Origin of the sequence: Acinetobacter sp. YH12135 (assembly GCF_013418565.1) — a bacterium.
Taxonomy (GTDB): Bacteria; Pseudomonadota; Gammaproteobacteria; order Pseudomonadales; family Moraxellaceae; genus Acinetobacter; species Acinetobacter towneri.
Window position 1 is genome coordinate 19204 of record NZ_VPBU01000023.1, and the last position, 24519, is coordinate 43722.

The window sequence follows — 24519 nt, forward strand, 5'->3', positions numbered from 1 at the left end:
AGTATCATAACGCCAATTTTTGATATTTAATTCTTGAAGGTTGTGCATGAAATTGCTGGCATTGGAAACTGCCAATGAGCAGTGTTCCGTTTCGATAGTAGATGAAACACAGGAACTTTTTTTTCAATTAGATGCGCGAGCAAAAGCACAAACGCAAACCATCTTACCGATGATTGAGCAAGGCTTTGCTGAAACTCAAATCAGTACAGCCGAGCTAACTGCAATTGCCTTTAGCCGTGGTCCGGGTTCTTTTAGCGGTGTGCGAATTAATGCTGCAGTGACGCAAGCTTTGGCGTGGTCACATGATGTACCTGTAATTCCTGTATCGACTTTGCAGGCATTGGCGCAAGCGGCTTATCGTCTTGAAGGATTAACTGCAGTTACTGCTGTGTTGGATGCACGCATGAATGAAGTGTATATCGCCAGTTATGAGCTAGATGCACAAGGAATTATGCAGGCGATTGATCAGGAACAATTATTGAATTATAGCGATGCTGCACAGGCGGTTCGCTTTCAATTGGTCGGTTCTGGGGCGGGTCTGATTGATCAAGAACAAATACAATACAAAGGCTTAAGTGCAAGCGCACAAGATATTGCTACTATTGCACGCGTCTGTGCACAGCAACAGCAATGGGTCAGCGCAGAACAAGCATTGCCTGTCTATTTACGTGACAATGCTTGGAAAAAAATTCCAGAACAAGGCAAGGCATAATTAGGGTTATTTATGGATCTTTTACTGCTGCTCAAAGCGGCAATTATGGGTATCGTAGAAGGGATTACCGAATTTCTCCCCATTTCTAGCACAGGACATTTGATTCTAGCTGCAGAGCTAATGGACTTTTGGACCAAAGAAAAAAGTGATGTATTTGTAATTGCCATTCAAATGGGGGCAATTGCAGCGGTCATATATGAGTATTGGGCACGTCTATGGGGCGCAGCCACAGGTATGTTTACAGGCGAAGAAAAAGGTCGACGCTTGGGCTTTGGTCTGATTATGGCATCTATTCCAATTATTCTGATTGGATTGACCTTTGGGCAGACTGTAAAAGAATTACTCTTTAATGATGTTGCCGTGGCGATTGGTTTGATTATTGGCGGCTTTATCATTATGTGGATTGAAAAACATCCACCACAAGTACGTGCCCATGAGGTTGAAGAACTAACTTACCGAGATGCTATTTGGATTGGTCTAATTCAGGTATTGTCGCTGATTCCGGGGACTTCGCGTTCAGGTGCAACTATTATTGGCGCGATGTTCTTGGGTGTATCGCGTAAAGCGGCAACTGAGTTTTCCTTCTTTTTGGGGATTCCTGTCATTATTGGTGCAGGCTTACTCGACTTGTACCAAAGCTATGATGTATTCCAAACCACCGAAGATTGGACCGTGCTCAGCTTCGGGATCATCGTTTCTTTTGTTTCCGCACTTTTGTTAATTCGTGCATTGGTGGCGTATGTGGCTAAGCGTGATTTTATGATTTTTGCTTGGTATCGTATTGCTTCAGGTTTAATCATTTTATTGTTCGCATTCACAGGCTGGAAACTATGGTAAGCGAACTTCGCTTATATACCGAAGCCAAGTGTCTCACTCAAGCACAGCATTATTCTGCTGTGCTTTTGTCTAGAGGCGTGCAAACGCGCATTGAAAAAGTAGAAAAACTCAATGCGCGTTTTTTGCGTTTGAACCCTGAGTTGGCATTGTGTGTCGATGCTGAAGGGCTGTGGTTGTGTGCCAATGGCATGAAAATGCAACCCGATTGGAAAGCTGAAATTGGGCGGTTAAAGCGTGCCTCGTTAAAATCGGAAATGATTGCCCGTGCCTGTAATTTGTTGGAAAAACCAAGCCTGATTGATGCTACGGCAGGATTAGGACATGATAGCTTGCTCATGGCACATTTGGGTGCTCAGGTCACGTTGTTGGAACGTCATCCGATTCTTTTTACTTTGTTGGAAGATGCTAAACGTCAAGCCGCAGATGATCCTTTTTTAGCAAGTGTTGTTGCTCGTATCCAATTGGTTTTTACAGATTCAGCATATTATTTACGCAACTGTGCGGCACAGGGCAAAGTGGTTGATGTGGTGTATTTAGATCCGATGTTTCCGCAGCGTGATCAACATCAACAGGCACAGAAAAAGCAGGCTCAAGTCAAAAAACAAATGCAGTTATTACATTTGCTGTTACCTGAAGATGGCGAAATGGATTTAGGTGATCATTTACTGGGTTTGGCACAGCAAATTGCCAAACGTGTTGTGGTGAAGCGTCCACGTTTAGCAGTATTTTTGGCGGGGCAGGAAACAATATATCAATGGCAGGGCGATGCTTGCCGATTTGATGCTTATTTCCAAGCAAATTTGAACAACGGGTAGATTTCTACCACTAAAGCAGTGGCAAGGCGTTCAATGCTTCTATAATGCGCAAAGATTTGTTATATAGTTAAAATTGACAATTGATAATTACGACGACAAGCATAAACTTGGAGTGTGGAAACGCGAGCTGCGATTAACAGAATCCTATGATTGACTTCAAACCCTCCATTAATTTTTGGCACGATTTTAAAAGCAACCAAGCCGCGGGCGTTTGGTTATTTTTGGGTTCGCGACGCTCTTTGCAAATTATTCGTCCTTCTATCTTACAACTGATTTTTTGGGGGATTTTAGGCGGTCTTGCCAATACCTTATTCAGTTGGTTGGTGGCGGGAGAAGTGGGGGAATTTAACCCACAGGGGTTGGTTAGTTATGCTTTGTGGCCCTTTATTGCCTTAATTGTCGGAATCATTCTTTCTCAGCGTGTCAATAACCCGCGTTTATTGTTAGTCCCTGCTTTGTTGTGGTTAGTATTAGATACTCACGTTGCTTTATTACAAAGCTTGATTCAATACATGGGCATGATAGATGTCTTGCCATATGTGTTGTATGACTATTTGCCTACCATTTTTATGGTGCTGTTTGTTTGGCAAAGCTTGGCCGTGGTGTGGGTGTTTTCACGTGAGCTGCATTGGCCGTGGTGGGAACGTGCACTGATTGTTTTGGCGACCTTATTCACTTTGGTGGTTTGGCAAATGTCAGTGAAAAGTCAGCCTATTTGGAAAGTAGAAGAAGTTCCACCAAGTTTAAGCGAAGAAGCTTTTTATGCACAAAGCCGTGTACTGAATAAAGCTTTAGACAGTATTCAATATGGGGAATTTGCCCAATCGCATTGGTACTTTTTAGGCGTTGCAGGGGCGAGCTATCAAGACGTATTTATGTCTGAAATTGAGCGCATTCGTGAACAGTTTGATACTCGTTTTGGCACTTTTGGGCGTTCGATGGTGCTTATTAATAACCCAATGACCCGCAATGTAATTCCAATTGCCTCGCAAACCAGTATTGAATTGGCGCTGCGCCGTATTGGGCAACGCATGAACCGTGAAAGTGATGTGCTGTTTTTATATATGACCTCACACGGTTTAAAAGATCATTTTGAAATTGAAAATGCGCCACTCGACTTAAATCAGGTCGATCCGAAATGGCTGCGTGATACTTTGGATAAATCGGGTATTCGTTGGCGTGTGATTGTCATTTCAGCTTGTTATTCAGGTAGCTTTGTATCCGCCTTGCAAGATGATAATACCTTGGTGATTACTGCATCGGCAGCAGATCGTGAGTCGTTTGGCTGTTCAAACGAAGCTGACTATACCTATTTTGGCCGTGCCTTTTTTGATCAGGCTATGCGTGAACAAAACTCTTTTGCTAATGCTTTTAATGAAGCCAAAGTGACTGTGGCGAAATGGGAGCAAGCGCAAGGTTTTGAACCTTCAGAGCCACAATGGGCAATTGGTAAAAATATGGAATTGATGTTGCCACAATTAGAGCAGCGTTTGTTTCCTCAAAAAAGTGTTGCAACATCGGCTGAAATTCAATTGAGTGCGCAATCTGTTCAATAAGCCAAAGAGGAGAGGGTGATGGAGTTAATTCAGAGCAACCGCTGTTTTGAGGGTGAGCAACGGATTTATCGTTTTCATTCAAATGCTTTACAGACTGAAACTCAGTTTGGCATTTTTTTACCAGAACAAGCTTTGGCTGGGCAGGCGTGTCCTGCGGTATTTTTTTTAGCGGGTTTAACTTGTAACGAAGAAACCTTTGCGATTAAAGCACATGCGCAGCACATGGCAGCACAATTGAGACTAATCTTGATTAGTCCAGATACTTCACCACGTGGTGAGGCTGTTGCTAAAGGCGACCATTGGGATATTGGACAGGGTGCAGGTTTCTATATCAATGCGACACAAGCACCGTGGGCGACACATTATCAAATGGAAACGTTTGTCGCCGATGAGCTTTATCAATTGGTACTGCAACAGTTCCCAATTCAGGCACAGCAACTTGGCATCATGGGGCACAGTATGGGCGGTCATGGTGCATTGACCCTCGCGTTTAAATATCCTGAAAAATTTAAGTCAGTGTCTGCTTTTGCTCCGATTTGTGCGCCAAGCCAATGCCCGTGGGGTGAAAAAGCGTTTTCGAATTATTTAGGTACAGATCAGCAAGTATGGTTACAGCACGATGCGACTGCTTTGGTGCAGGCCAAAGGTGCATTGTTCAGTGAAATTTTGATTGATCAGGGATTGAAAGATCAATTCTACAGTCAGCTCAATCCTGCATTATTTCAGCAAGCTTGCGATGCGGTTGGGCAAAAATTGAGTTTGCGGGAACATGCAGGCTATGATCATGGCTATTATTTCATTCAAAGCTTTATAGATCAGCATTTGCAATTCCATGCGGTACAATTGCAAGCGGACTAAGCCAAGTACTCAATTTTACGCATTGATTTTTAAACTTTTCTAGGCAAGTTGTTCACTTTTTATTAGAATGTTGAAGACTTGCTTTTTTACCATTTGGAAACATTGCTCATTTGGGTTTGAGTGTCTGGGTAAAATAACGACCGCACAATAAAATAAATAAGGCATCACATGCACAATTCAGAATGGGATTCACCACAACAAGCAACGCCATCTTCCCCGTTTTTTCCAGTGGAACCGACAACGCCACCCGCACGGAATCCATTACTTGGACGGATTCATCATTTTCAGTTTCATGGTAGCGCCTCAGAGTATTTTGGTATTTGGATTGTCAATATTTTGTTGATGATCGTGACCTTTGGGCTGTATGCACCGTGGGCAAAAGTACGTCGTTTGCGCTACTTTTATGGCAATACCGAATTAATCAAACGTCGTTTTGATTTCACGGGCATCCCACATAAAATTTTATTAGGGCGTTTAATTGCCATCGGAATTTATGTTGCGATCTCGGTGATTTCCAATTATTCAGTCAAAGCCATGGTTATTGGCGTGGTGGTTTTATATTTGGCTGTGCCGTGGTTGATTCGAGCGACCATCCGTTTTAAGGCGCGAAATAGTAAATTTGGCAATGCGCGTTTTTATTTTTCAGGCAGTAACAAAGAAGCCTATTGGGTATTTTTAAAATGTATCGTAATTAATTTGTTTACTTTGGGCTTATTTTTTCCTGTGTTGGTGTGGATGTATAAGCGCTATTGCCTAGACCATTTATATGCAGGGCAGCTTAAATTTAAGCTGAAAGCAGATTGGCCTGCTTATATGCGCGCGATGTATATGCCTATTTTATTGTTCTTTGGCATTTTGCTTGCTGTCGGGATGATGTTGGCTTTGGCAGGACAGTTGAGTCGCAATCCTACGCAGTTGGTTTGGTTATTTGTAGCGGTTTATCTGTTGGGGTTGTTTTTAATTTGGCCATTAATGTCGGCGCGAATTTTTATCACCACATGGAACAATACCAGTATCAGTCGTAGTGAATTTCAGACCGATTGCGGACAGTGGCACTATACTTGGATTGTGGTGACCAATTGGATTGTGAAAGTTCTGAGTTTGGGTTTAATGACCCCATGGGCAGCCATTCGTTTATATCGCTATCAGGTTGAGTCTTTAAGTCTACATTTAAAAAATGATCCAGATTTGATGATCAATAAACTGCAGGCTGAATATAGCGCACTTGCAGAAGAAATCAGTGATATTTTTGATATTGATGTATCGCTGTAAACTAGGAGAGGAATATGGCGGCACAGGTCGTGGATGTAGTGTTTTATGATGGTGTAGTGTCTAAACCATGGGCTGCCAAAATCTCTCCTGTAGATGCTCAGTCGGTACTCATCCGCTACGGTGAAAATTTACAGCAACAACGACGTTATCATTATCAAGACATGATGTTGGTGGGTGCACTAGGTAAAATTCAACCTGTCATTGAACTTAAAGATGATGCGCGTATTGAATTTTCCCAAGCCTTGCCTGAGTGGTTTCAACTGCGAAATAAACAGGTGCAGCATTCTATTTGGAAATTGGAACGTACGCCAAGCCTAATTGTATTTAGTCTGGTTTTTGTGTTGTTGATGGTATTTGCCACAGTGCAATGGGGCATCCCAAGTGCATCCAAATACGTTGCTTTTCAGTTACCTGCGAATACCTTAAAGCAAATTGGTGATGAAGCAGAGCGTTATATCTTAGACATGACAGCGCCAAGCCAACTGCCCGCAGCGCGTCAGCAGAAAATTCTAACAGATTATCGACAGCTTATTGCAGGAGATACACCTGCCAAAGTGCTGTTTCGACAAGGTGATCGCTTAGGCGCGAATGCTCTGGCAATTCCGAATAACACCATTATTTTGACCGATGAATTGGTGGAATTGGCGGAGAATGATCAGGAAATCATTGGCGTGTTGGCACATGAACAAGGGCATTTGGTAGAACGACACAGCTTGCAACAGGCTTTATCGAGCTTAGGGTTTAGTATTATTTTGCTCGCGATTACAGGAGATGGTACAGATTTAGTTTCGACCTTGCCTGTGGCGCTCGTGGGGGCAAATTATTCACGTAATTTTGAATCTGAAGCAGATTATTATGCTTTAAATACGATGCATGCTCAGGGCATTCCAACCATTCATTTTGCCCATTTTCTGGAGCGTTTGGCAGAAGATGCAGGTGAAGACACCGCCAAAAGCCCTTTGGATTTTTTACAAAGCCATCCTGCAACACAAAAACGTATTCAAGCGGTTAAGGATTTTGAACAAACGCAGCGTTTAGCGCCTTAACATGAAACAGTTAGTACCGTTGCCAAACCGCGCTCAATTCTGTTTGTCCCATACGACTTAAATGATCAAGCACGACTTGTTCGAGGTAACTTAAATCTGTTTCAGTATTTTTTACCTGAATTTCAACTACAAGCTCATGTGTTTGGGGTATAAGTAGAATTGTGGCACTTGTTGGCATCATAATTTGGTATTGGGTTGCGCTTTCTGCAACGTCAAATTTATGTTTCCAGTGGTTGAGTAGACGCTTGGCAATACGGCTTGCTTGCGTTGTTTGAATATGGGCAGAACTGTTCATCATCTGTTGAAACCAGCATTTTGTTCAAATGAGTAAAGACCTTTACTATACAAAGCCAGACTGAAAGAACAGTGGAGTGCTGCAACAGAGCGTTGCGGAGATAGAATTATCAAATTGGCTGATCGACCTGAATCATCGAACTGAATGATCCAATCGTAACAGAATCCACCACACCAAGCAGTCTTTGCTATAATGCGCCACAATCCCAATATTTAGCTAGGTTCTCCCATGTCCAAGCCTTATTTAATTGCGCCGTCTATTTTATCTGCAGATTTTGCTCGTCTAGGCGAAGAAGTGGAAAATGTACTTCAGGCAGGTGCCGATGTGGTGCATTTTGATGTGATGGATAATCACTATGTACCGAATTTAACTTTCGGTGCAGGTGTATGTAAGGCATTGAAAAACTATGGTATTACTGCACCAATTGATGTGCACTTAATGGTAAAACCTGTAGACCGCATGATTGGTGATTTTCTAGAAGCGGGCGCAGACATTATCACGTTCCATCCTGAAGCTTCAGAGCATATTGACCGTTCATTGCAACTGATTAAATCGGGTGGGGCAAAAGCGGGTTTGGTCTTTAACCCTGCTACACCGCTGCATTATTTAGATTATGTACTTGATAAAGTTGATCAGATTTTACTCATGAGTGTGAACCCTGGTTTTGGTGGGCAAAAATTCATTCCAATGACTTTAGAGAAATTACGTCAGGCACGTCAAATTATTGATGCTTCAGGTCGTGATATCCGTTTAGAAGTCGATGGTGGTGTGGGACCTGCCAATATTCGTGAAATTGCAGAAGCGGGCGCAGATATGTTTGTTGCAGGCTCAGCAATTTTTGGCAAGCCAGACTATAAAACGGTGATTGATGAAATGCGTGCTGAATTGGCAAAAGTTGGCGCAGTCGAAGTATAAATTTCTACAATCACAAGTGCTTATGCTGTGGATAACTTTGTAGATAACCGTATGGATATCTATGTTGATAACACTATGGATAAGCCGATTAATTTATAAACATTTGTACATCAATTGTTTATGACTTATACAAAATAAGTATAAAAAGGATTCAGTCGAATCCTTTTTGTTTATTTTAAATACACTGAATTTATTGAGTATTTACTCAGTTAATTATAAAAATAAGTTGCTTAATATATAACTTGATTGTTTTAGTTGGCTTTTAAATCGCACGGATTCACTCTGTTTTTCAATGCAGAAGATATTGTGTATAAGTGGGGCTTGAATTATATTGAGTGCATTGCAGATTGTGGATTGTACTTGGCAAAAATGTTCAATTCTTGTGCAAGTTCAGGTCTGCATCTTTCATACTCAGGAATTTATTTAGTGCTGACTCAACCCTACAATCAAATGTGGTTTGTTGTCCTGATGGCATTTGTCATAGGGTGGAGTGGTATTGTTAGTGCTGCGGTAAAACCTGCACATGATTGGATGATGTCAAATCAGGCAGCAGGGTCTGAGATTCGACATTCTGCAACCGCAGCGAGTGAAATGACATCTTTACCAGATTGTCATACCACAGCTTTACAAACGTATCCTGAAACCAAGCAGCATATATCTGGGCATGATGCCAAGGCCAACCATCATCTCAGTCAGCACACATCCGCAACGGATACCGATTTAAATGCGGCAGATTGTTATGGCTCGGCTGATTTTTCTACTGCAAAGACGAATTGTCAGGACTGTGCGCAGTTGCATTGTCAAAGCTTAAACAGTGTGTTGAATGTGCAAGTCCCTGAACTGATTCAACCTATAGCATTTACATCGGTCAATATTCTATTGCCTGCTTATCAAGCTCAACATTTACTTGGGCATTGGCAGCAAATTTTACGTCCACCCAAAGCTTAATCCTGAATTCAAAACACCTTTACGTTTTATTTTAAGGATTAAGTCATGTCTAAATTTTATCAGCCTGCGCTGTTTTTAACAGTCTGTGCATTGTGTTCGAGTTCTGCATTTGCTGCGGTCAAGGAATATCACCTGACCATTGCAGAACAAACGGTCAATATCACGGGAAAACCTGTTCAACGTATTACAGTCAATGGACAATTTCCCGCGCCTGCACTCGAATTTGAAGAAGGCGATGAGGCGGTAATTCACGTTAATAATCAATTAAAAAATCAGGACTCATCTATTCACTGGCATGGTTTATTGTTGCCCGGTTTGATGGATGGTGTGCCTGGATTTAATGGTTTTCAAGGGATTAAGCCACAAGGACATTTTGTTTATCAATTTAAAGTACGTCAAAGTGGTACCTATTGGTATCACGCACATTCCAAAGGTCAGGAACAAGATGGTCTATACGGCTCTTTGGTGATTCATCCTAAAGCCAAGCCAGCCGTAAACGCACATGAATACACAGATCGTGATTATGTGGTGATGCTGTCAGATTTTCATGAAAAATCTAGCAATCAAATTCAGAAAGATTTAAAAATTTCAGCCGAGTTTTATCAAAATCAGCGTGAAACCTTAGGTGATGTTTGGCGTCAAGTACAGCGTGATGGGCTAAAAGCCACATGGTCAGACCGCAAAATGTGGAATCAGATGCGCATGCTGAAAACCGACCTTTCCGATGTCACAGGCTATACTTTTTTAATGAATGGCAAGACACCTGAACAGAACTGGACAGGTGTATTTAAGCCAAATGAAAAAGTGCGTTTACGTTTTATCAATGCCTCTGCCATGTCGTTTTATGATGTGCGGATTCCAAACTTAAAAATGACAGTGGTCAGTGCCGATGGTCAGCCAGTCAAACCTGTTACTGTGGATGAATTTCGTATCGGCACTGCAGAAACCTACGATGTGATTGTTGAACCTCAAGCAGCGCATTATCAAATTGAAGCGGAATCAATAGACCGCTCAGGTTTTGCTGTGGGTAGCTTGCAGAGTGAACTTCATTCTGCAACATCAAATCTACAGCTCCCTGCAGCGCGCCCGCGTGCTTTACTCACCATGCAAGATATGGGGCATGCTACAGAGCATTCAGGCGATGATCATTCCAAGATGAACCATGCAACGATGTCTGAAATGGATCACCCAAAAATGAATCATGCAGCGATGTCTGAAATGGATCATTCCAAAATGAACCATGCAGCGATGTCGGATATGGATCATTCCAAGATGAACCATGCAGCGATGTCGGAAATGGATCATTCCAAGATGAACCATGCAGCAATGTCGGAGATGGATCATTCCAAGATGAATCATGCAGCGATGTCGGAAATGGATCATTCCAAGATGAACCATGTAGCGATGTCAGAAATGGATCATTCCAAGATGAATCATGCGGTAATGTCGGAAATGGATCATTCCAAGATGAACCATGCAACAATGTCTGAAAATACGCATACACAACATGGCATGCCTTCAACAGAACACAAAAATGCGGTGGTATATGGATGGGCAAATGCTTCTACACCCGCGGGGCATAAAGCCTTGCACTATGAAGATTTGAAATCGCTGCAGCCACAAGCAGATACACGTGAACCAAGCAGTGAATTGGTCGTGCGTTTAGGCGGTACGATGGAGCGTTATATCTGGACAATCAACGGTAAGAAATTTAGTGATGCCACACCACTCAAGGTGAAATATGGTGAGCGTATTCGGATTAAATTTATCAATGACAGCATGATGGCACATCCAATGCATTTACATGGCATGTTTATGCAGTTGGAAAATGGTCAAACGGCAGCAGAAATGCCGAATAAACACACCTTAATTGTGCCGCCAGGTCAAACTGTAACTGCACTGCTTACTGCAGATGAATTAGGTGAATGGGCAATACATTGTCATTTGCTCTATCACATGAGCGCGGGAATGATGAATAAATTGATTGTAGCGCAGGTGAGTGAAAATGAACCGCTTTCAACCACAGCAATTCAAGCCACTCAAACCCCTTCAGCGACAGCGCAAAAAGGAGCAGCACATGCACAACATTAATCTTTTTGCGAAAACAGTTTTAAGTATTTCTGTCTGCTGCATCAGTACAGTTGGGCTAGCAGCGACAGAGGTGCATAGTGCACATGCCAGTTCAGCAGAGATTGCAACAATTGCAGCTCAGGCTGATACTCAATCGCATCAATCGCATCAATCGCATCAATCGCATCAATCGCATCAATCGCATCAATCGCATCAATCGCATCAATCGCATCAATCCGATTCGTCCGTGCAAGAGTCGCAGTCACACGATCATCGTAAAGAACATGGTGCGCAGGTGTACGCGGTGAGCACTTTAGATACGCAATGGCAAGTGAATGATCATGCCGAGGGAGTGCTCAAATCTAAATTACAAACTCGTATCGGAACTGATGAAAACAAGTTGTTTGTGAAAATTCATAGCGATAAGCAAGAGTCACAAGCGACTGAATATGATGCCAAGTTGTTATACAGTCGTATGATTTCAGATTTTTGGGATGTGCAAGCAGGTGTGCGTTATCGACACGAAGTGAATCAGCAAGAGCATCAAACAGACCGAGAAGATAAGTTTGACGCTGTGTTTGGCTTACATGGTTTAGCTCCATATTTTTTTGAAACCGATGCTTATTTTTATTTGGGTGAGGATCAATATGCGGCTTTGAGTTTGGAAACCACACGGGATCTGTTATTGACTCAGAAATTGATCGCACAGCCTTATTTAGATGTAGATGTTATTCTGCAGGATGATGCCAAATATGCGAAAAAAACAGGACTCAACCGCGCAGCTGTGGGTGTGGAAATGCGTTATGAAATCAGCAAGAACATCATGCCGTATATCAGTGCAGGTTATGAGTATACGAAAGGTGATCAACACACTGATTGGCAGTCTGCAACCGATTCCGAGCAGAGCGGCTTATATGCGATAGGCTTGCGTTTCAGGTTTTAATGATTAGGGGTATTTATCAATGATTAAGTCAATGGATCGTTGCTGCTTCTAAATAGAATAGATTGTCCCTAAATACATAGGCTTGGTTTATACTGAGCCTATTGTATTTTTGGGTGTGGCGTATGTCTTCATCAACTCAAGATCCTCAATCGAATCAAGATAAAAACTTAGAAAACCAAAATCTAAACAATACTGGCTGTGGTTGTGATACGCAAAAAAATGTAAACCAGCCTTGTGCAACTGCGCCTACACACTCCAAGTCATGTGGCGATACAGGCTGTGGTTCGTCTTGCGATACAGAAAAAAGCTGTGCTGATCAAAATAGCTGTACATCTGCAACGACTGCCAAGGCAGATAAAGCAACAATTTTGGATTCGGAACTTTTGAGTCCGTGGGTGAGTGCATACCATATTCCTAAAATGGATTGTGGCGCAGAAGAACAAATGGTGCGGATTGCTTTGGCAGATCATAATGATATTGCAGCCTTGTCTTTTGATTCACCTGCACGACTTTTAAAGGTTTATCACAGCAACCAATCTGCCACAGAAATTACCCATAAATTAGAAGCATTGGGTTTGGGTGCTGTGTTGCAACAGACTGAAGCCAATACACAAACTGAACTGCCTGTATCTAACAGCGCTGCACAACAAAAAGTGCTATATGCCTTGCTTGGTATTAATGCCGCTATGTTTTTGGTGGAATTAATTGCAGGTTTAATTGCATCTTCGACTGGGTTAATTGCTGACTCCTTAGATATGTTTGCCGATGCCGCCGTGTATGGTTTGGCTTTATTTGTCGTGGGTCAATCCGCCAAGAAACAGCTCAAAGCTGCACATTTGTCTGGTTGGGTACAACTGGGTTTGGCTGCACTGGTTATCTTTGATGTCCTGCGCCGTTTCTTCTTAGGCAGTGAGCCTGAATCCATGTTGATGATGGTCATTGGTGCTGTGGCATTGCTGGCAAACGTCACCTGTTTATGGCTAATTTCAGGGCATAAAGATGGTGGAACCCACATGCAAGCCAGTTATATTTTTTCCGCCAATGATGTGATTGTGAATTTAGGTGTGATTATCGCGGGCGGTTTGGTGATGCTGACAGGGTCGAATTATCCAGACCTGATTATTGGCTTAGTTGTGGCCATGTTTGTATTGAATGGTGCGCGCAAAATTTTAAGTTTAAAATAGACGGATCATCGCTGCGCGGTGGCTTAAATTGCAACAGGAGGAACGACCTCCCTTGTTTGGGTTTTTAGAAATAGTCAAAGTGACTGAACACTCGACAAGAAAAATCTTCAGGACGGCCTGATTTCATGCTATTGAAGGAGGGCGTTATGGCCTGGATGATGTTGATATTGGCGGGTATTTTTGAAGTGGTTTGGGCATACTCCATGAAGTTGTCTGACGGCTTTAGTAAATTAACGCCCAGTATCGTGACTATCTTTTTTATGATTTTAAGTTTTGCGCTTTTGGCCTATGCCATGCGTACTTTGCCATTAGGCACGGCTTATACGATTTGGACAGGTATAGGCGCAGTCGGTTCATTTTTAGTCGGTATTTTTGTTTTAGGCGAACCTGCCAGTGCTATGCGTATGTTGGCTGCAGTTCTGATTATTTCAGGTTTGGTGCTTATGAAAATTTCATCCAGCTAACTTGGAATGCAGTCTTTTAGTGTGTGCTCAATAACAGATCGGTTTGAGTTAAAAACAGGATGACCTGATACCCAACCTGCTTGAGGAGAAAAATAATGCAATTGGCATTTACTGAAATGGACACTCCTGTAGGCGTGCTTAAATTGGTGGCTCACGATCACGCATTGGTTGCGGTAATGTGGGATAACGAAGATCATAAACGGGTACGTTTAGCCAGTTTAGTTCGACAAGATGATCATCCAATTTTGCTCAAAACTCAGCAGCAACTCCAAGAGTATTTTGCAGGTCAGCGTCAGCAATTTGATGTGCCTCTTGATTTTGAAGGCACTGAATTTCAGAAGAAAGTCTGGCAGGCGTTATTAAGCATTCCTTTTGGGGAAACTCGTAGTTATAAGCAAATTGCCGAACAAGTTGGTAGTGAGAATGCGATGCGTGCCGTAGGGGCGGCAAATGGCAAAAATCCAATTTCGATTATTGCACCGTGTCATCGGGTGGTGGGTGCAAGTGGAAAATTGGTGGGCTTTGCAGGCGGGTTGGATAATAAAGCGATTTTGTTAAAGTTAGAATCTTCAACTTCAAAAGTTTAAATGACTGAGATTCAACAACAATTTTGATCAAAATAAAATAGAGCAGGGGAAATGTTAAAAACATTATTGTTGCAGTTTTGGTGGCTTATTCTGCTTGTTGCAGGTGTAGGGCTTATCAAAATTTTCAAACCTTTTCTAAAGGGAAAGGTGGGGGAACTCGCAGTAAGTACGCATGTGAAGTTGTATTTAGATGAACGTTATATCTTGTTGAATGATGTAACTTTGCCTGATGAGTTCGCAGGAACAACTCAAATAGATCATATTTTATTGAGTCCTTTTGGGGTTTTTGTGATTGAAACAAAAAACTATAAAGGCTGGATTTTTGGTGGAGAACGCCAAAAAGTATGGACACAAAAAATTTATAAAAAGACCTACAAGTTTCAAAATCCTATCTATCAGAACTATAAGCATATAAAAGTTTTGGAATCAGTATTGAGCGATATTGTCGAGCCTGAATATCTGCATTCTGTGATTGTATTTATGCCAGACTGTGAGTTTAAGACCTCTTTGCCCAACAATGTTTTTAAAGGCAGTGCATGGGTTGAGTATGTCAAAGGTTTTCGGCATGAAGTCATTTCACCGATGAAACTGAAACGTATTCAGCTGAGAATTGAAAAAGAACTACTTGATAAGTCTTGGAAAACCAATCGTCAACATGTCGAAAATTTGAAACAACGGCACGAACGTTAAAAAGTTGCAATGAAAAACCCTGATACAAGGTGATCAGGGTTTGAAGGAGTTGAACGATAAGCACTAAAACCTTTTCGGAATTTTCTGTCCGTTCGGTACAGGCGTTTCCGCATATTTAAGCACACCAAACAACCAAGTTTCAGCATGTTGTACCGCTTGTTTCAGTTGATCTCCCATTGCCAAGCGCCCTGCAATAAAGCTCGCCAATGAACAGCCTGAACCGTGATATTCACCTTCAAGCCGTGGACAGCGGGTTTCTGAAACCATTTCATTGTTAATATACAGTGCATTACGAATATGATCAGGGGTATCTTCATGCCCACCTTTGACCAAAACGGCCTGCGCGCCCATTGCAAATAATTTAGCTGTTGCGCGTTCTAAATCATCTTCACCCGTTAAGGCACGTAATTCCACAGTATTTGGCGTGATTAAAGTCGCCAGTGGAATCAACTCGACAAATGCCTGAACCAAAGTCGCTTGATTACCTAAAGAACCACCACTATTGGCAACCAAAACAGGGTCAAGCACATATAAATAATCAGGATGTGCACGTAAAAAATCTGCCAGCGCTGCAATATTGTCAGTGGTGCCCAACATGCCCGACTTTACAACTTTAATGGGCAAATCATTCACCACCGCATTGGCTTGCGCCAATAACAATTCTTTAGACGTTGCTTTAAAGCCAAATACTTGCTGAGAGTTTTGAATGGTCAGTGCTGTGCAGGCAATCGCTGCATGTGCACCGCTATTGCCAACGGCTTCAATATCAGCCTGTAAACCAGCGCCACCCGAAGGGTCTAAACCAGAAAAACATAGTACTGTTGGTCGCACACACATATCCTTAATTGCTTCTATTTACGTTAGTATAGGCAACTTTGGAGTAACACTCGATAGTCATTTAGGCACATAGGCTGACATTGTGATAAAGAACCTTTTAATTGATTTAGATGGCACGCTGACCGACCCGAAAGAGGGCATTACCGCTTCTGCGCGTTATGGTTTGGCTAAGGTTGGACATCCTATTGCAGATACGGAAAATATTGATTGGATTATCGGGCCGCCCTTAAAAGCCTCTTTGGCAAAATTACTTCATGTAGATGTGCATGACGTATTGGCAGAGCAAGCCTTAGCAGGCTATCGAGAGCGTTTTGCTGCAACAGGCTTATTTGAAAATCATGTCTTTGAAGATGTTGCTGCAACATTGGCAGATTTAAAACAGCAAGGCTATCGACTGTTTTTAGCAACAGCCAAACCTGAAATTTATGCACGCCAAATTTTAGATCACTTCGATTTATTGCAATATTTTGAATATCCCTACGGTAGCGAACTAAATGGTGAGCGTACCAATAAAGCGGATTTAATTGCCTATATTTTGCAGCAAGAACAATTGCAACCTGAACAATGTTTAATGATTGGAGATCGTGAACACGATATTTTAGGTGCACGAGCCAATGGAGTCGATTGTGTTGCAGTCGAATACGGCTATGGTTCGGCTCAGGAGTTAGACTTGGCTGCACCAAAACATAGAATTCAGTGTTTTGCGCAAATTTTGTCGGTGCTTGAACAGTTATCTGGATGAGCGAGATGCTTACATCTGTTTGCATTTCTAGCGCAGTGTTATTGCAAAGATCGTGCTTCAATATTTAATTTGAATATTTAATTTTAATATTGAAAGAGGGTATGTGATGAAGATATTTAGTCAATCTATTGCAGTAGTAGCGGTTTCAATACTGATGACTGCATGTGCCAATCATGCTGCTACATCCACAACACCTACTGCGCAGGTCGAAATGTACACATCATTGCAACATCGACAGTGTGAGCCAGATTCAGGTTTAACCCTTACGGAAATTGTTCAGCGTTTACAGCAAGCACAGATTCAGGTGAAGCGGGCCAGTGTAGGTTCAGATGGGCGGATGTATGCACAGGTCTGTGGTGGTGCAGATGGAAAAATTGCTATTGTCACGATTCCTCAATCTCAGCAGAAACAAGCAGCGGCATTGGGCTTTCAGCCTTACTCACAAATACGTTGAATTAAAGCATAAGTGCTGTTTTTAGTTGTCACCCATAAAAAAACCTCAGTTCTTTGCACTGAGGTTTTTTTACAACCGAATCAGGTTGAGATGTCAGGATACTTGGCGTTTCAAATTTTAGAACTGTGGTTTTACCACGACTAAAATTACAATCGCTAATAGCAGCACAGTCGGCATTTCATTGAAGAATCGCCAGAACTTGTGTGATTTATAATGCGCATTGCCAATCAGTTTTTGGCGGTAATAGCCACAAACCAAATGGTAAATCACCAATAAACCGACCAATGCTACTTTCAGGTAAAACCATAACGCATCGTGGTAATTGCGGGTCGCATCGCCCCAATCTACCAAAAAGTGTGCCGTGATGAGGGTGGCAATCATAGACGGCCACATAATCCCTCGGTACAACTTGCGCTCCATGATTTCAAAACGCTGATGGCTCAGTGTATCTTCACTCATGGCATGGTAAACATATAAACGTGGTAAGTAGAACAATGCAGCGAACCAGCAAACCACGGCAATAATATGTAATGCTTTTACCCATAAAAAAGCATCAGAAGGTGCATCCATCGACTATCCTATAGGAGATTATTCATCCCACTTCTTGAAAATAAGGCAGGCATTTACACCGCCAAAACCAAAACTGTTACTCATCACAGTATTCAATTTTGTGTCGCGTTTTTCAAGTACGATATCAAATGCTTTCGCGCCTTCATCAAGTTCAGTGACGTTGATGTTTGGTGCAATGAAGTCGTTTTGCATCATCAAGACAGAATAAATTGCTTCTTGAACGCCTGCAGCACCCAAGCTGTGACCAGTCATTGACTTCGTTGAGCTAAGAGCAGGCACTTTACCTTCACCAAACGCACGTTCCATGGCTTTCAATTCAGTCACGTCGCCTGCTGGAGTAGAAGTACCATGTGTGTTCACATAGTCAATTGCGTCTACACCGTGTTGTTTCGCTTCGTCTAAAGCCATCAAGATACAACGTGTTGCACCTTCACCGCTTGGTGCAACCATGTCTGCACCGTCAGAGTTTGCAGCATACGCAACCACTTCAGCTAAAATATTTGCACCACGTGCTTGTGCGTGTTCAAGTGATTCAAGAACCACGAAACCACCACCACCTGCAATGACGAAACCATCACGGTCTGCAGAGTACGGACGAGATGCTGTTTCTGGTGTGTCGTTGTATTTAGAACACAAAGCACCCATCGCATCAAACAATAAGCTTTGTGACCAGTGATCTTCTTCACCGCCACCTGCAAGCATTAAATCTTGTTTACCCAATTGAATTAGGTTGTAGGCATAACCAATTGCATCGGCAGAAGTTGCGCATGCACTGGTAATTGAGTGCGCGATACCTTGTAATTTGAACGCAACACCCAAGTTTGCCGTAATGGTGTTCGACATGTTACGTGGTACGAAGAACGGGCCAATTTTACGTGCGCCTTTTTCTTCAAGTAGCTCAATCATTTCTGCAACAGATGCAGTTGAGTTACCGCCTGAACCACCCGCGATACCGTAACGTGGGTTGCCTGCTAAATCTTCTTGCTTTAAGCCCGCATGTTCAATGGCATCTACTGCAGCGTTGTAAGCGTACATCGCACACACGCCCATAAAGCGTTTTAATTTACGGTCAATGTGGTTAAAGTTTTGTTCTGCTGCTGCACTTACGTGGCTTTTAAAATTAAGTTCAGCATAAGTTGGGTTGGAACGTGTCCCAGAAATACCGTTTTGTAAAGAATGAGTCACAGCTTCTAAAGTATTACCAATGCACGAGTTAATGCCCATGCCGGTGATTACAACACGTTTCATCTACAGATCCCTTTTATGGTGATAATGTTGAGCCGAACACCGTGACTGCCAAGCAATCGCTGATACGGTGTGACTCATGTCTTACAATTGCGTTCATAATAGCAGAAAGAATTTTGAATTCTTATGGCAAATATGATGCCACTTTGCAGGGAAGATCAAACCGCAGCGAAGCGGTAAATGAGATGCAGGAAGCCAACCAAAAGATACACAATCATATTGAGATAAACTTAGACTACACCTAGTATCTACCCATAAATCATAGAAATTAAAAATGAGGAGTAAGAATGTCAGATTCCAAGAATAAACAATCAAGCGGATTCTTCTCGAATGCGATTGGGGTGGCTAAAAAGCTCAGCAGTACAGGCATCCATGTATTGCAGCAAGTTGCACCGGGTACTGTAGCGAAGGATGAGCACAGTGCAAAATCAGGGCAAATTATTGAAGGTCAGGCACGTAGTTTTAGTGCTTTTCAAGCGCGTCAGTATGACAATCCTCAACACATGCTCAGACAGCATGTGCCACAAGTTTCACGTCAGCTTTTAGGACGTCACTATAATCGCGTCAATCAGGTAGCGAGTTTTGTGTCGCCCGATTTTTCCGACAAAATTTCAGATTATTTATTTGATCAGCTGAATAGTTTTACCTCCAATATTAGCTCTGTTGATGATGTGCTTGATCAAGCAGGTGTGCGCGATTTAGAAGAATTGACTCAAGATGTAGATCGTTCTAAACGAATTAGTCAGGCACTTGCAGAACAAAATAAATGGATTGCATCACTGCAAGGCGCATTGACAGGTGCAACAGGAGTAATCGGTTCAACCATTGATGTGCCTGCATCTATTGTGATGTCTTTACGTACCATTTATCAGGTTGGGCGTGCCTACGGTTTTGAACTGAATAAAGACACTGAGCAAGAAATTGTTCAGTTTATTTTTAAACAAATTGATTTAGGCGTCATTGCAGAAAAGCAAGCAGTGTTGATGGGGCTAAAAACCTTATCTAATATGCTGCAAACTCATGATGTGCATCAATTGCAAAATATGCTCGGTTCAAGCAATGATTATGAGGTATTAAAGAAATACTTCTTAAATGAGCAAGGTCAAGTCAAATGGCCGTGGTTGAATCATGTACCTAAGTTTTCCATGTTGAATAAACTCACGCCTGTAGCAACCGCATCGGTGAGTGCGGTATATAGCTGGAAATTAGTGGAAGATGTGCATCACAAGGCACAGCAAGTATTTTCCAATGCCCGTAGCTATTTAATTCAGCATAAAGACAGCAATTTATCTGCCATTCATGCGTATGAAAAATCGTTGGAATTGCTGGCACAGGCTGCGCCTAAACTCTTAGAGCAGTTGAAGGGCAATGAAGCCAAACATGCAGAGCAAGATGCATTAGTAGAGGGGCAAGAGAGAGCAGAATCTGCGCCGTCAGATGCTTTGCTGCAAACCGTATCAGACCATGAAAGTATCAGAACGGTAAAAGTGCAGAAAAAATCGAACAAAGTGGAAACAACTGCAGCACAACTCGATGAAAATATTCAGCAAGGTCTAGAAGAATTGGCAGATCAAATGCTAGAGCCACATGCTGAAGTTGCACCGCAAAAACCTGCTGTACCTGCAGAAGAAATTGATGAATATAGGCTGGAAGATGCTTTGGAGCCAGTGGAAGATTCAACTCAAGTGGCTGAAACTGTTTCGGAAAATCCAGTAACATCAAGCAAAGAAACTGCAAAGCAGGTTACAAAAAAGCCGAGAACTCGTACAAGTGCTCGCAAGCCAAAAGCTGAATAAAAACAAGTGATAAGTAGAAATTTGGTTGGTATTTTAACTGCCTATGAAATATTGACCATTTTTCTATCTTCGCTTACAATTGCATGCCCTCAAAAAGTAGTATGTTTTTGGGGCTTTTTATTAACGGGAGAATTGCCACATGGCAACAACAAATCAGTTGATCCGTAAGGGTCGTACGACTTTGGTTGAAAAATCAAAAGTTCCTGCGTTGAAGGCTTGTCCACAACGTCGTGGTGTTTGTACACGTGTTTACACAACTACACCTAAAAAACCTAACTCAGCAATGCGTAAAGTTTGCCGTGTTCGCTTAACTTCAGGTTTTGAAGTTTCTAGCTACATCGGTGGTGAAGGTCACAACCTACAAGAGCACAGTGTTGTTCTTATCCGTGGTGGTCGTGTTAAAGACTTACCAGGTGTACGTTACCATACCGTTCGTGGTTCTTTAGACTGTGCTGGCGTGAAAGATCGTAACCAGTCACGTTCTAAATACGGTGCTAAACGTCCTAAGAAATAATCTTCTAAAGATTAAACTCTTAGTTCGTAGATTAGTTCGTAGAACTGCAATCCTTTATCGTCTCGCTTGTCTGATTTCTGCATTTAATTTTGTGAAATTCAAGCGACGTGTAGTAAGGCCAGCGAAATGCACACGACACTTTGTGCTACGGCTGGATCACCCTGAAGTGTCATATTTATAGGTAGTTTAAAATGCCAAGACGTCGCGTAGTCGCTGCTCGTGAAATCCTTCCGGATCCTAAATTCAGCAGCCAAACAATCGCTAAATTCATGAACCACGTAATGCAAGATGGTAAAAAATCTATTGCTGAAAGTATCGTTTACGGTGCTTTAGACCGCGTTCAAGAAAAATCTAAAGTAGACCCAGTTGAATTTTTTGAAGCTACGCTTGAAAAAGTTCGTCCAATGGTCGAAGTAAAAGCACGCCGTGTTGGTGGTGCTACTTATCAAGTTCCTATGGAAGTACGCCCATCCCGTCGTACTGCTTTAGCGATGCGTTGGTTGGTAGATGCTGCTGCTAAGCGTTCTGAAAAAACTATGGCGTTACGTCTTGCTGGCGAGTTGCTTGATGCATCTGAAGGTAAAGGCGCAGCGATCAAAAAACGTGAAGATGTGCACCGTATGGCTGAAGCCAACAAAGCCTTCTCTCACTACCGTTTCTAAGCGGATAAAACAGGCCCTAATCAGGAGGGTGATGAATCGGTTGTCACTGAATTGTCATCAAATCGCTTTAAGTTGCTAGGCAGCTTAAAGCGTCCTGTTTTAAACAACAAAATTTAGGAATGCTAGAAATCATGGCACGTCAAACCCCAATTTCTCGTTACCGTAACATTGGTATCTCTGCGCACATCGATGCGGGTAAAACAACAACTTCAGAACGTATTTTGTTCTATACAGGTGAAAGTCACAAACTTGGTGAAACTCACGAAGGTTCAGCAACAACTGACTGGATGGAACAAGAGCAAGAACGTGGTATTACTATTACCTCAGCAGCTGTAACATGCTTCTGGAAAGGTATGGGTAACCAATTTGACCAACACCGTATTAACGTAATTGACACCCCAGGACACGTTGACTTCACAATTGAAGTTGAGCGTTCTATGCGTGTTCTTGACGGTGCATGTATGGTTTACTGTGCTGTAGGTGGTGTACAACCTCAGTCTGAAACTGTATGGCGTCAAGCAAACAAATATAAAGTACCTCGTTTAGCGTTCGTGAACAAAATGGACCGTACAGGTGCAAACTTCTTCCGCGTTGTTGAACAAATGAAAACTCGCTTGGGTGCAAACCCAGTGCCTATCGTTGTTCCAGTGGGCGCAGAAGACACATTCACAGGTGTTGTTGACTTAATCGAAATGAAGTCAATCATCTGGGATGAAGCTTCACAAGGTATGAAGTTTGAATACGGTGAGATTCCAGCTGACCTTCAAGCAACTGCTGAAGAATGGCGTACGAACATGGTTGAAGCTGCTGCAGAAGCATCAGAAGAACTCATGGACAAGTACCTAGAAAATGGCGAACTTTCTAAAGAAGAAATCGTTGCTGGTTTACGTCAACGTACATTAGCGGGTGAAATTCAACCTGCAATGTGTGGTTCTGCATTCAAAAACAAAGGTGTTCAACGTATGTTGGACGCAGTAATTGAATTCTTACCTGCACCAACTGACGTTGAAGCGATCAAAGGTATCTTAGACGACAAAGACGAAACTGAAGGTTCTCGTGAAGCGTCTGACGAAGCACCTTTCGCAGCGTTAGCGTTCAAAATCATGAACGACAAATTCGTTGGTAACTTAACGTTCGTACGTGTTTACTCTGGTGTTCTTAAAGCGGGTAGCCCGGTTTATAACCCAGTGAAAATGAAGCGTGAGCGTATTGGTCGTATCGTACAGATGCACGCAAATGACCGTCACGACATCGAAGAAATTCGTGCAGGTGACATCGCAGCGTGTGTAGGTCTTAAAGATACAACCACTGGTGATACATTATGTGACGAAAACCACGTAATTACACTAGAGCGTATGGAATTCCCAGAGCCAGTAATTGCATTGGCTGTTGAACCTAAAACTAAAGCTGACCAAGAAAAAATGTCAGTTGCTTTAGGTCGCTTGGCGAAAGAAGATCCATCATTCCGCGTTCGTACAGACGAAGAATCTGGTCAAACGATCATTGCGGGTATGGGCGAGCTTCACCTTGACATCATCGTTGACCGTATGAAGCGTGAATTCAACGTAGAAGCGAACATTGGTAAACCAATGGTTGCATACCGCGAAACGATCAAAAAGACGATTGAGCAAGAAGGTAAATTCGTACGTCAAACTGGTGGTAAAGGTAAATTCGGTCACGTATTCGTACGTTTAGAGCCGCTTGATCCTGAAGCTGGTAAAGACTACGAATTCGCTGAAGAAGTTGTAGGTGGTGTAGTACCTAAAGAATTCTTCGGTGCAGTAGACAAAGGTATCCAAGAACGTATGAAGAATGGTGTCTTGGCTGGTTACCCAGTTGTAGGCATTAAAGCGACATTATTCGACGGTTCTTACCACGATGTCGACTCTGACGAATTATCGTTCAAAATGGCGGGTTCTTACGCATTCCGTGACGGTTTCATGAAAGCAGATCCTGTTCTTCTTGAGCCAATCATGAAAGTTGAAGTAGAAACTCCAGAAGACTACATGGGCGATATCATGGGTGACTTAAACCGTCGTCGTGGTATGGTTCAAGGTATGGACGACTTACCTGGTGGTACTAAAGCAATTCGTGCAGAAGTTCCACTTGCAGAGATGTTTGGTTACGCAACACACATGCGTTCTATGTCTCAAGGTCGTGCGACTTACTCTATGGAATTTGCTAAATATGCTGAAACTCCACGTAACGTGGCAGATGGCATCATTGCTAAATTCCAGTCTGGTGGTAAAAAAGGTGACGACGAGTAATCTTTCGATTACTATAAGCGCAAACTAATTCATAGTTAAAAAACCTAATGCTCATGGAGTGATCCTCCATGAGTTGTTTTAAAAAGGAAGATCTCATGGCTAAGGCTAAGTTCGAACGTAATAAGCCACACGTTAACGTGGGCACAATCGGTCACGTTGACCATGGTAAAACAACTTTAACAGCTGCGATTGCTACAGTATGTGCACGTAAGTTTGGTGGTGAAGCGAAAGATTACGCTG

General features: G+C 42.4%; 26 protein-coding genes. 22 read left to right on the top strand and 4 right to left on the bottom strand.

Features of this window, described 5'->3' with window-relative positions:
• Positions 1–46: 46 nt before the first annotated feature.
• From tsaB to FTU70_RS12000, 7 genes are all read left to right on the top strand, one after another.
• Positions 47–712 carry a tRNA (adenosine(37)-N6)-threonylcarbamoyltransferase complex dimerization subunit type 1 TsaB gene (gene tsaB / locus FTU70_RS11970; protein ID WP_180060645.1) on the top strand — a complete coding sequence of 222 codons (666 nt, stop codon included), beginning with the start codon at positions 47–49 and terminating at the stop codon, positions 710–712.
• A 12-nt stretch (positions 713–724) separates the two neighbouring features.
• A complete protein-coding gene (locus FTU70_RS11975) occupies positions 725–1549 on the top strand; it encodes an undecaprenyl-diphosphate phosphatase (RefSeq protein WP_180060646.1) in 825 nt (274 codons plus the stop codon).
• The gene (locus tag FTU70_RS11980; protein WP_180060647.1) at positions 1543–2364 is read left to right on the top strand and encodes a class I SAM-dependent methyltransferase; all 822 of its coding nucleotides are present in this window, start codon (positions 1543–1545) and stop codon (positions 2362–2364) included. The genes FTU70_RS11975 and FTU70_RS11980 overlap by 7 nt, the downstream gene beginning before the upstream one ends.
• A gap of 146 nt (positions 2365–2510) precedes the next feature.
• On the top strand, positions 2511–3920 hold the full coding sequence (locus tag FTU70_RS11985; RefSeq protein WP_180060648.1) for a C13 family peptidase: 1410 nt from the start codon (positions 2511–2513) through the stop codon (positions 3918–3920).
• 18 nt (positions 3921–3938) lie between these two features.
• Positions 3939–4778 carry an S-formylglutathione hydrolase gene (gene fghA, locus FTU70_RS11990; RefSeq protein WP_180060649.1) on the top strand — a complete coding sequence of 280 codons (840 nt, stop codon included), beginning with the start codon at positions 3939–3941 and terminating at the stop codon, positions 4776–4778.
• A gap of 168 nt (positions 4779–4946) precedes the next feature.
• Positions 4947–6050, top strand: a complete 1104-nt coding sequence (locus tag FTU70_RS11995) for a YjgN family protein (RefSeq protein WP_180060650.1) — start codon at positions 4947–4949, stop codon at positions 6048–6050.
• A gap of 14 nt (positions 6051–6064) precedes the next feature.
• Positions 6065–7096, top strand: a complete 1032-nt coding sequence (locus tag FTU70_RS12000; RefSeq protein ID WP_180060651.1) for a M48 family metallopeptidase — start codon at positions 6065–6067, stop codon at positions 7094–7096.
• A gap of 10 nt (positions 7097–7106) precedes the next feature.
• Here the strand turns inward: FTU70_RS12000 and FTU70_RS12005 are convergent, their stop codons facing one another.
• Positions 7107–7391, bottom strand: coding sequence for a DUF2218 domain-containing protein (locus tag FTU70_RS12005; protein ID WP_180060655.1), 285 nt, complete (start codon positions 7389–7391; stop codon positions 7107–7109).
• A gap of 228 nt (positions 7392–7619) precedes the next feature.
• Between FTU70_RS12005 and rpe the strand changes: the two genes are divergently transcribed.
• The 8 genes from rpe to FTU70_RS12045 all read left to right on the top strand — a co-directional run bounded on the left by rpe (position 7620) and on the right by FTU70_RS12045 (position 15192).
• On the top strand, positions 7620–8306 hold the full coding sequence (rpe, locus tag FTU70_RS12010) for a ribulose-phosphate 3-epimerase (RefSeq protein WP_004975246.1): 687 nt from the start codon (positions 7620–7622) through the stop codon (positions 8304–8306).
• 426 nt (positions 8307–8732) lie between these two features.
• Positions 8733–9254: a hypothetical protein gene (locus FTU70_RS12015; RefSeq protein ID WP_253105011.1), complete on the top strand. Its 522-nt coding sequence runs from the start codon at positions 8733–8735 to the stop codon at positions 9252–9254.
• Between the two features lie 45 nt (positions 9255–9299).
• Positions 9300–11345: a multicopper oxidase domain-containing protein gene (locus FTU70_RS12020; RefSeq protein ID WP_180060652.1), complete on the top strand. Its 2046-nt coding sequence runs from the start codon at positions 9300–9302 to the stop codon at positions 11343–11345.
• On the top strand, positions 11332–12267 hold the full coding sequence (locus FTU70_RS12025) for a copper resistance protein B (RefSeq protein ID WP_180060653.1): 936 nt from the start codon (positions 11332–11334) through the stop codon (positions 12265–12267). The genes FTU70_RS12020 and FTU70_RS12025 overlap by 14 nt, the downstream gene beginning before the upstream one ends.
• Before the next feature lie 122 nt (positions 12268–12389).
• Complete coding sequence (locus FTU70_RS12030) at positions 12390–13451, top strand: cation transporter (protein ID WP_004975253.1); 1062 nt, start codon at positions 12390–12392, stop codon at positions 13449–13451.
• A gap of 146 nt (positions 13452–13597) precedes the next feature.
• Positions 13598–13915: a quaternary ammonium compound efflux SMR transporter SugE gene (gene sugE, locus FTU70_RS12035; protein WP_004975255.1), complete on the top strand. Its 318-nt coding sequence runs from the start codon at positions 13598–13600 to the stop codon at positions 13913–13915.
• A 95-nt stretch (positions 13916–14010) separates the two neighbouring features.
• Positions 14011–14502: a methylated-DNA--[protein]-cysteine S-methyltransferase gene (locus FTU70_RS12040; protein ID WP_004975257.1), complete on the top strand. Its 492-nt coding sequence runs from the start codon at positions 14011–14013 to the stop codon at positions 14500–14502.
• Between the two features lie 51 nt (positions 14503–14553).
• Positions 14554–15192 carry a nuclease-related domain-containing protein gene (locus FTU70_RS12045; RefSeq protein ID WP_180060654.1) on the top strand — a complete coding sequence of 213 codons (639 nt, stop codon included), beginning with the start codon at positions 14554–14556 and terminating at the stop codon, positions 15190–15192.
• Between the two features lie 63 nt (positions 15193–15255).
• Here FTU70_RS12045 and FTU70_RS12050 read toward each other — a convergent pair whose 3' ends face one another.
• The gene (locus FTU70_RS12050) at positions 15256–16023 is read right to left on the bottom strand and encodes a hydroxymethylpyrimidine/phosphomethylpyrimidine kinase (RefSeq protein WP_167846215.1); all 768 of its coding nucleotides are present in this window, start codon (positions 16021–16023) and stop codon (positions 15256–15258) included.
• An 88-nt stretch (positions 16024–16111) separates the two neighbouring features.
• Between FTU70_RS12050 and FTU70_RS12055 the strand changes: the two genes are divergently transcribed.
• Positions 16112–16771, top strand: coding sequence for an HAD-IA family hydrolase (locus FTU70_RS12055; protein WP_019837216.1), 660 nt, complete (start codon positions 16112–16114; stop codon positions 16769–16771).
• Positions 16772–16877: 106 nt separating this feature from the next.
• The gene (locus tag FTU70_RS12060) at positions 16878–17225 is read left to right on the top strand and encodes a hypothetical protein (RefSeq protein WP_004975264.1); all 348 of its coding nucleotides are present in this window, start codon (positions 16878–16880) and stop codon (positions 17223–17225) included.
• A 117-nt stretch (positions 17226–17342) separates the two neighbouring features.
• Here FTU70_RS12060 and hemJ read toward each other — a convergent pair whose 3' ends face one another.
• Complete coding sequence (gene hemJ, locus FTU70_RS12065) at positions 17343–17795, bottom strand: protoporphyrinogen oxidase HemJ (protein WP_004975266.1); 453 nt, start codon at positions 17793–17795, stop codon at positions 17343–17345.
• An 18-nt stretch (positions 17796–17813) separates the two neighbouring features.
• The gene (locus tag FTU70_RS12070; protein ID WP_004975268.1) at positions 17814–19043 is read right to left on the bottom strand and encodes a beta-ketoacyl synthase N-terminal-like domain-containing protein; all 1230 of its coding nucleotides are present in this window, start codon (positions 19041–19043) and stop codon (positions 17814–17816) included.
• A gap of 284 nt (positions 19044–19327) precedes the next feature.
• On the opposite strand from FTU70_RS12070, the gene FTU70_RS12075 reads away from it, so the two are divergent.
• The 5 genes from FTU70_RS12075 to FTU70_RS12095 all read left to right on the top strand — a co-directional run.
• Positions 19328–20836, top strand: a complete 1509-nt coding sequence (locus FTU70_RS12075) for an EcsC family protein (protein ID WP_167846213.1) — start codon at positions 19328–19330, stop codon at positions 20834–20836.
• Positions 20837–20975: 139 nt separating this feature from the next.
• Entirely contained in the window at positions 20976–21350 is a 375-nt protein-coding gene (gene rpsL, locus FTU70_RS12080; protein WP_000246374.1) for a 30S ribosomal protein S12, read from the top strand.
• Between the two features lie 191 nt (positions 21351–21541).
• On the top strand, positions 21542–22012 hold the full coding sequence (gene rpsG, locus FTU70_RS12085) for a 30S ribosomal protein S7 (RefSeq protein WP_004975277.1): 471 nt from the start codon (positions 21542–21544) through the stop codon (positions 22010–22012).
• A 131-nt stretch (positions 22013–22143) separates the two neighbouring features.
• Positions 22144–24279: an elongation factor G gene (fusA, locus tag FTU70_RS12090; protein ID WP_004975278.1), complete on the top strand. Its 2136-nt coding sequence runs from the start codon at positions 22144–22146 to the stop codon at positions 24277–24279.
• Positions 24280–24374: 95 nt separating this feature from the next.
• Positions 24375–24519: GTP-binding protein (locus FTU70_RS12095; protein WP_257218308.1), on the top strand; the 145-nt coding region annotated here is incomplete at its 3' end.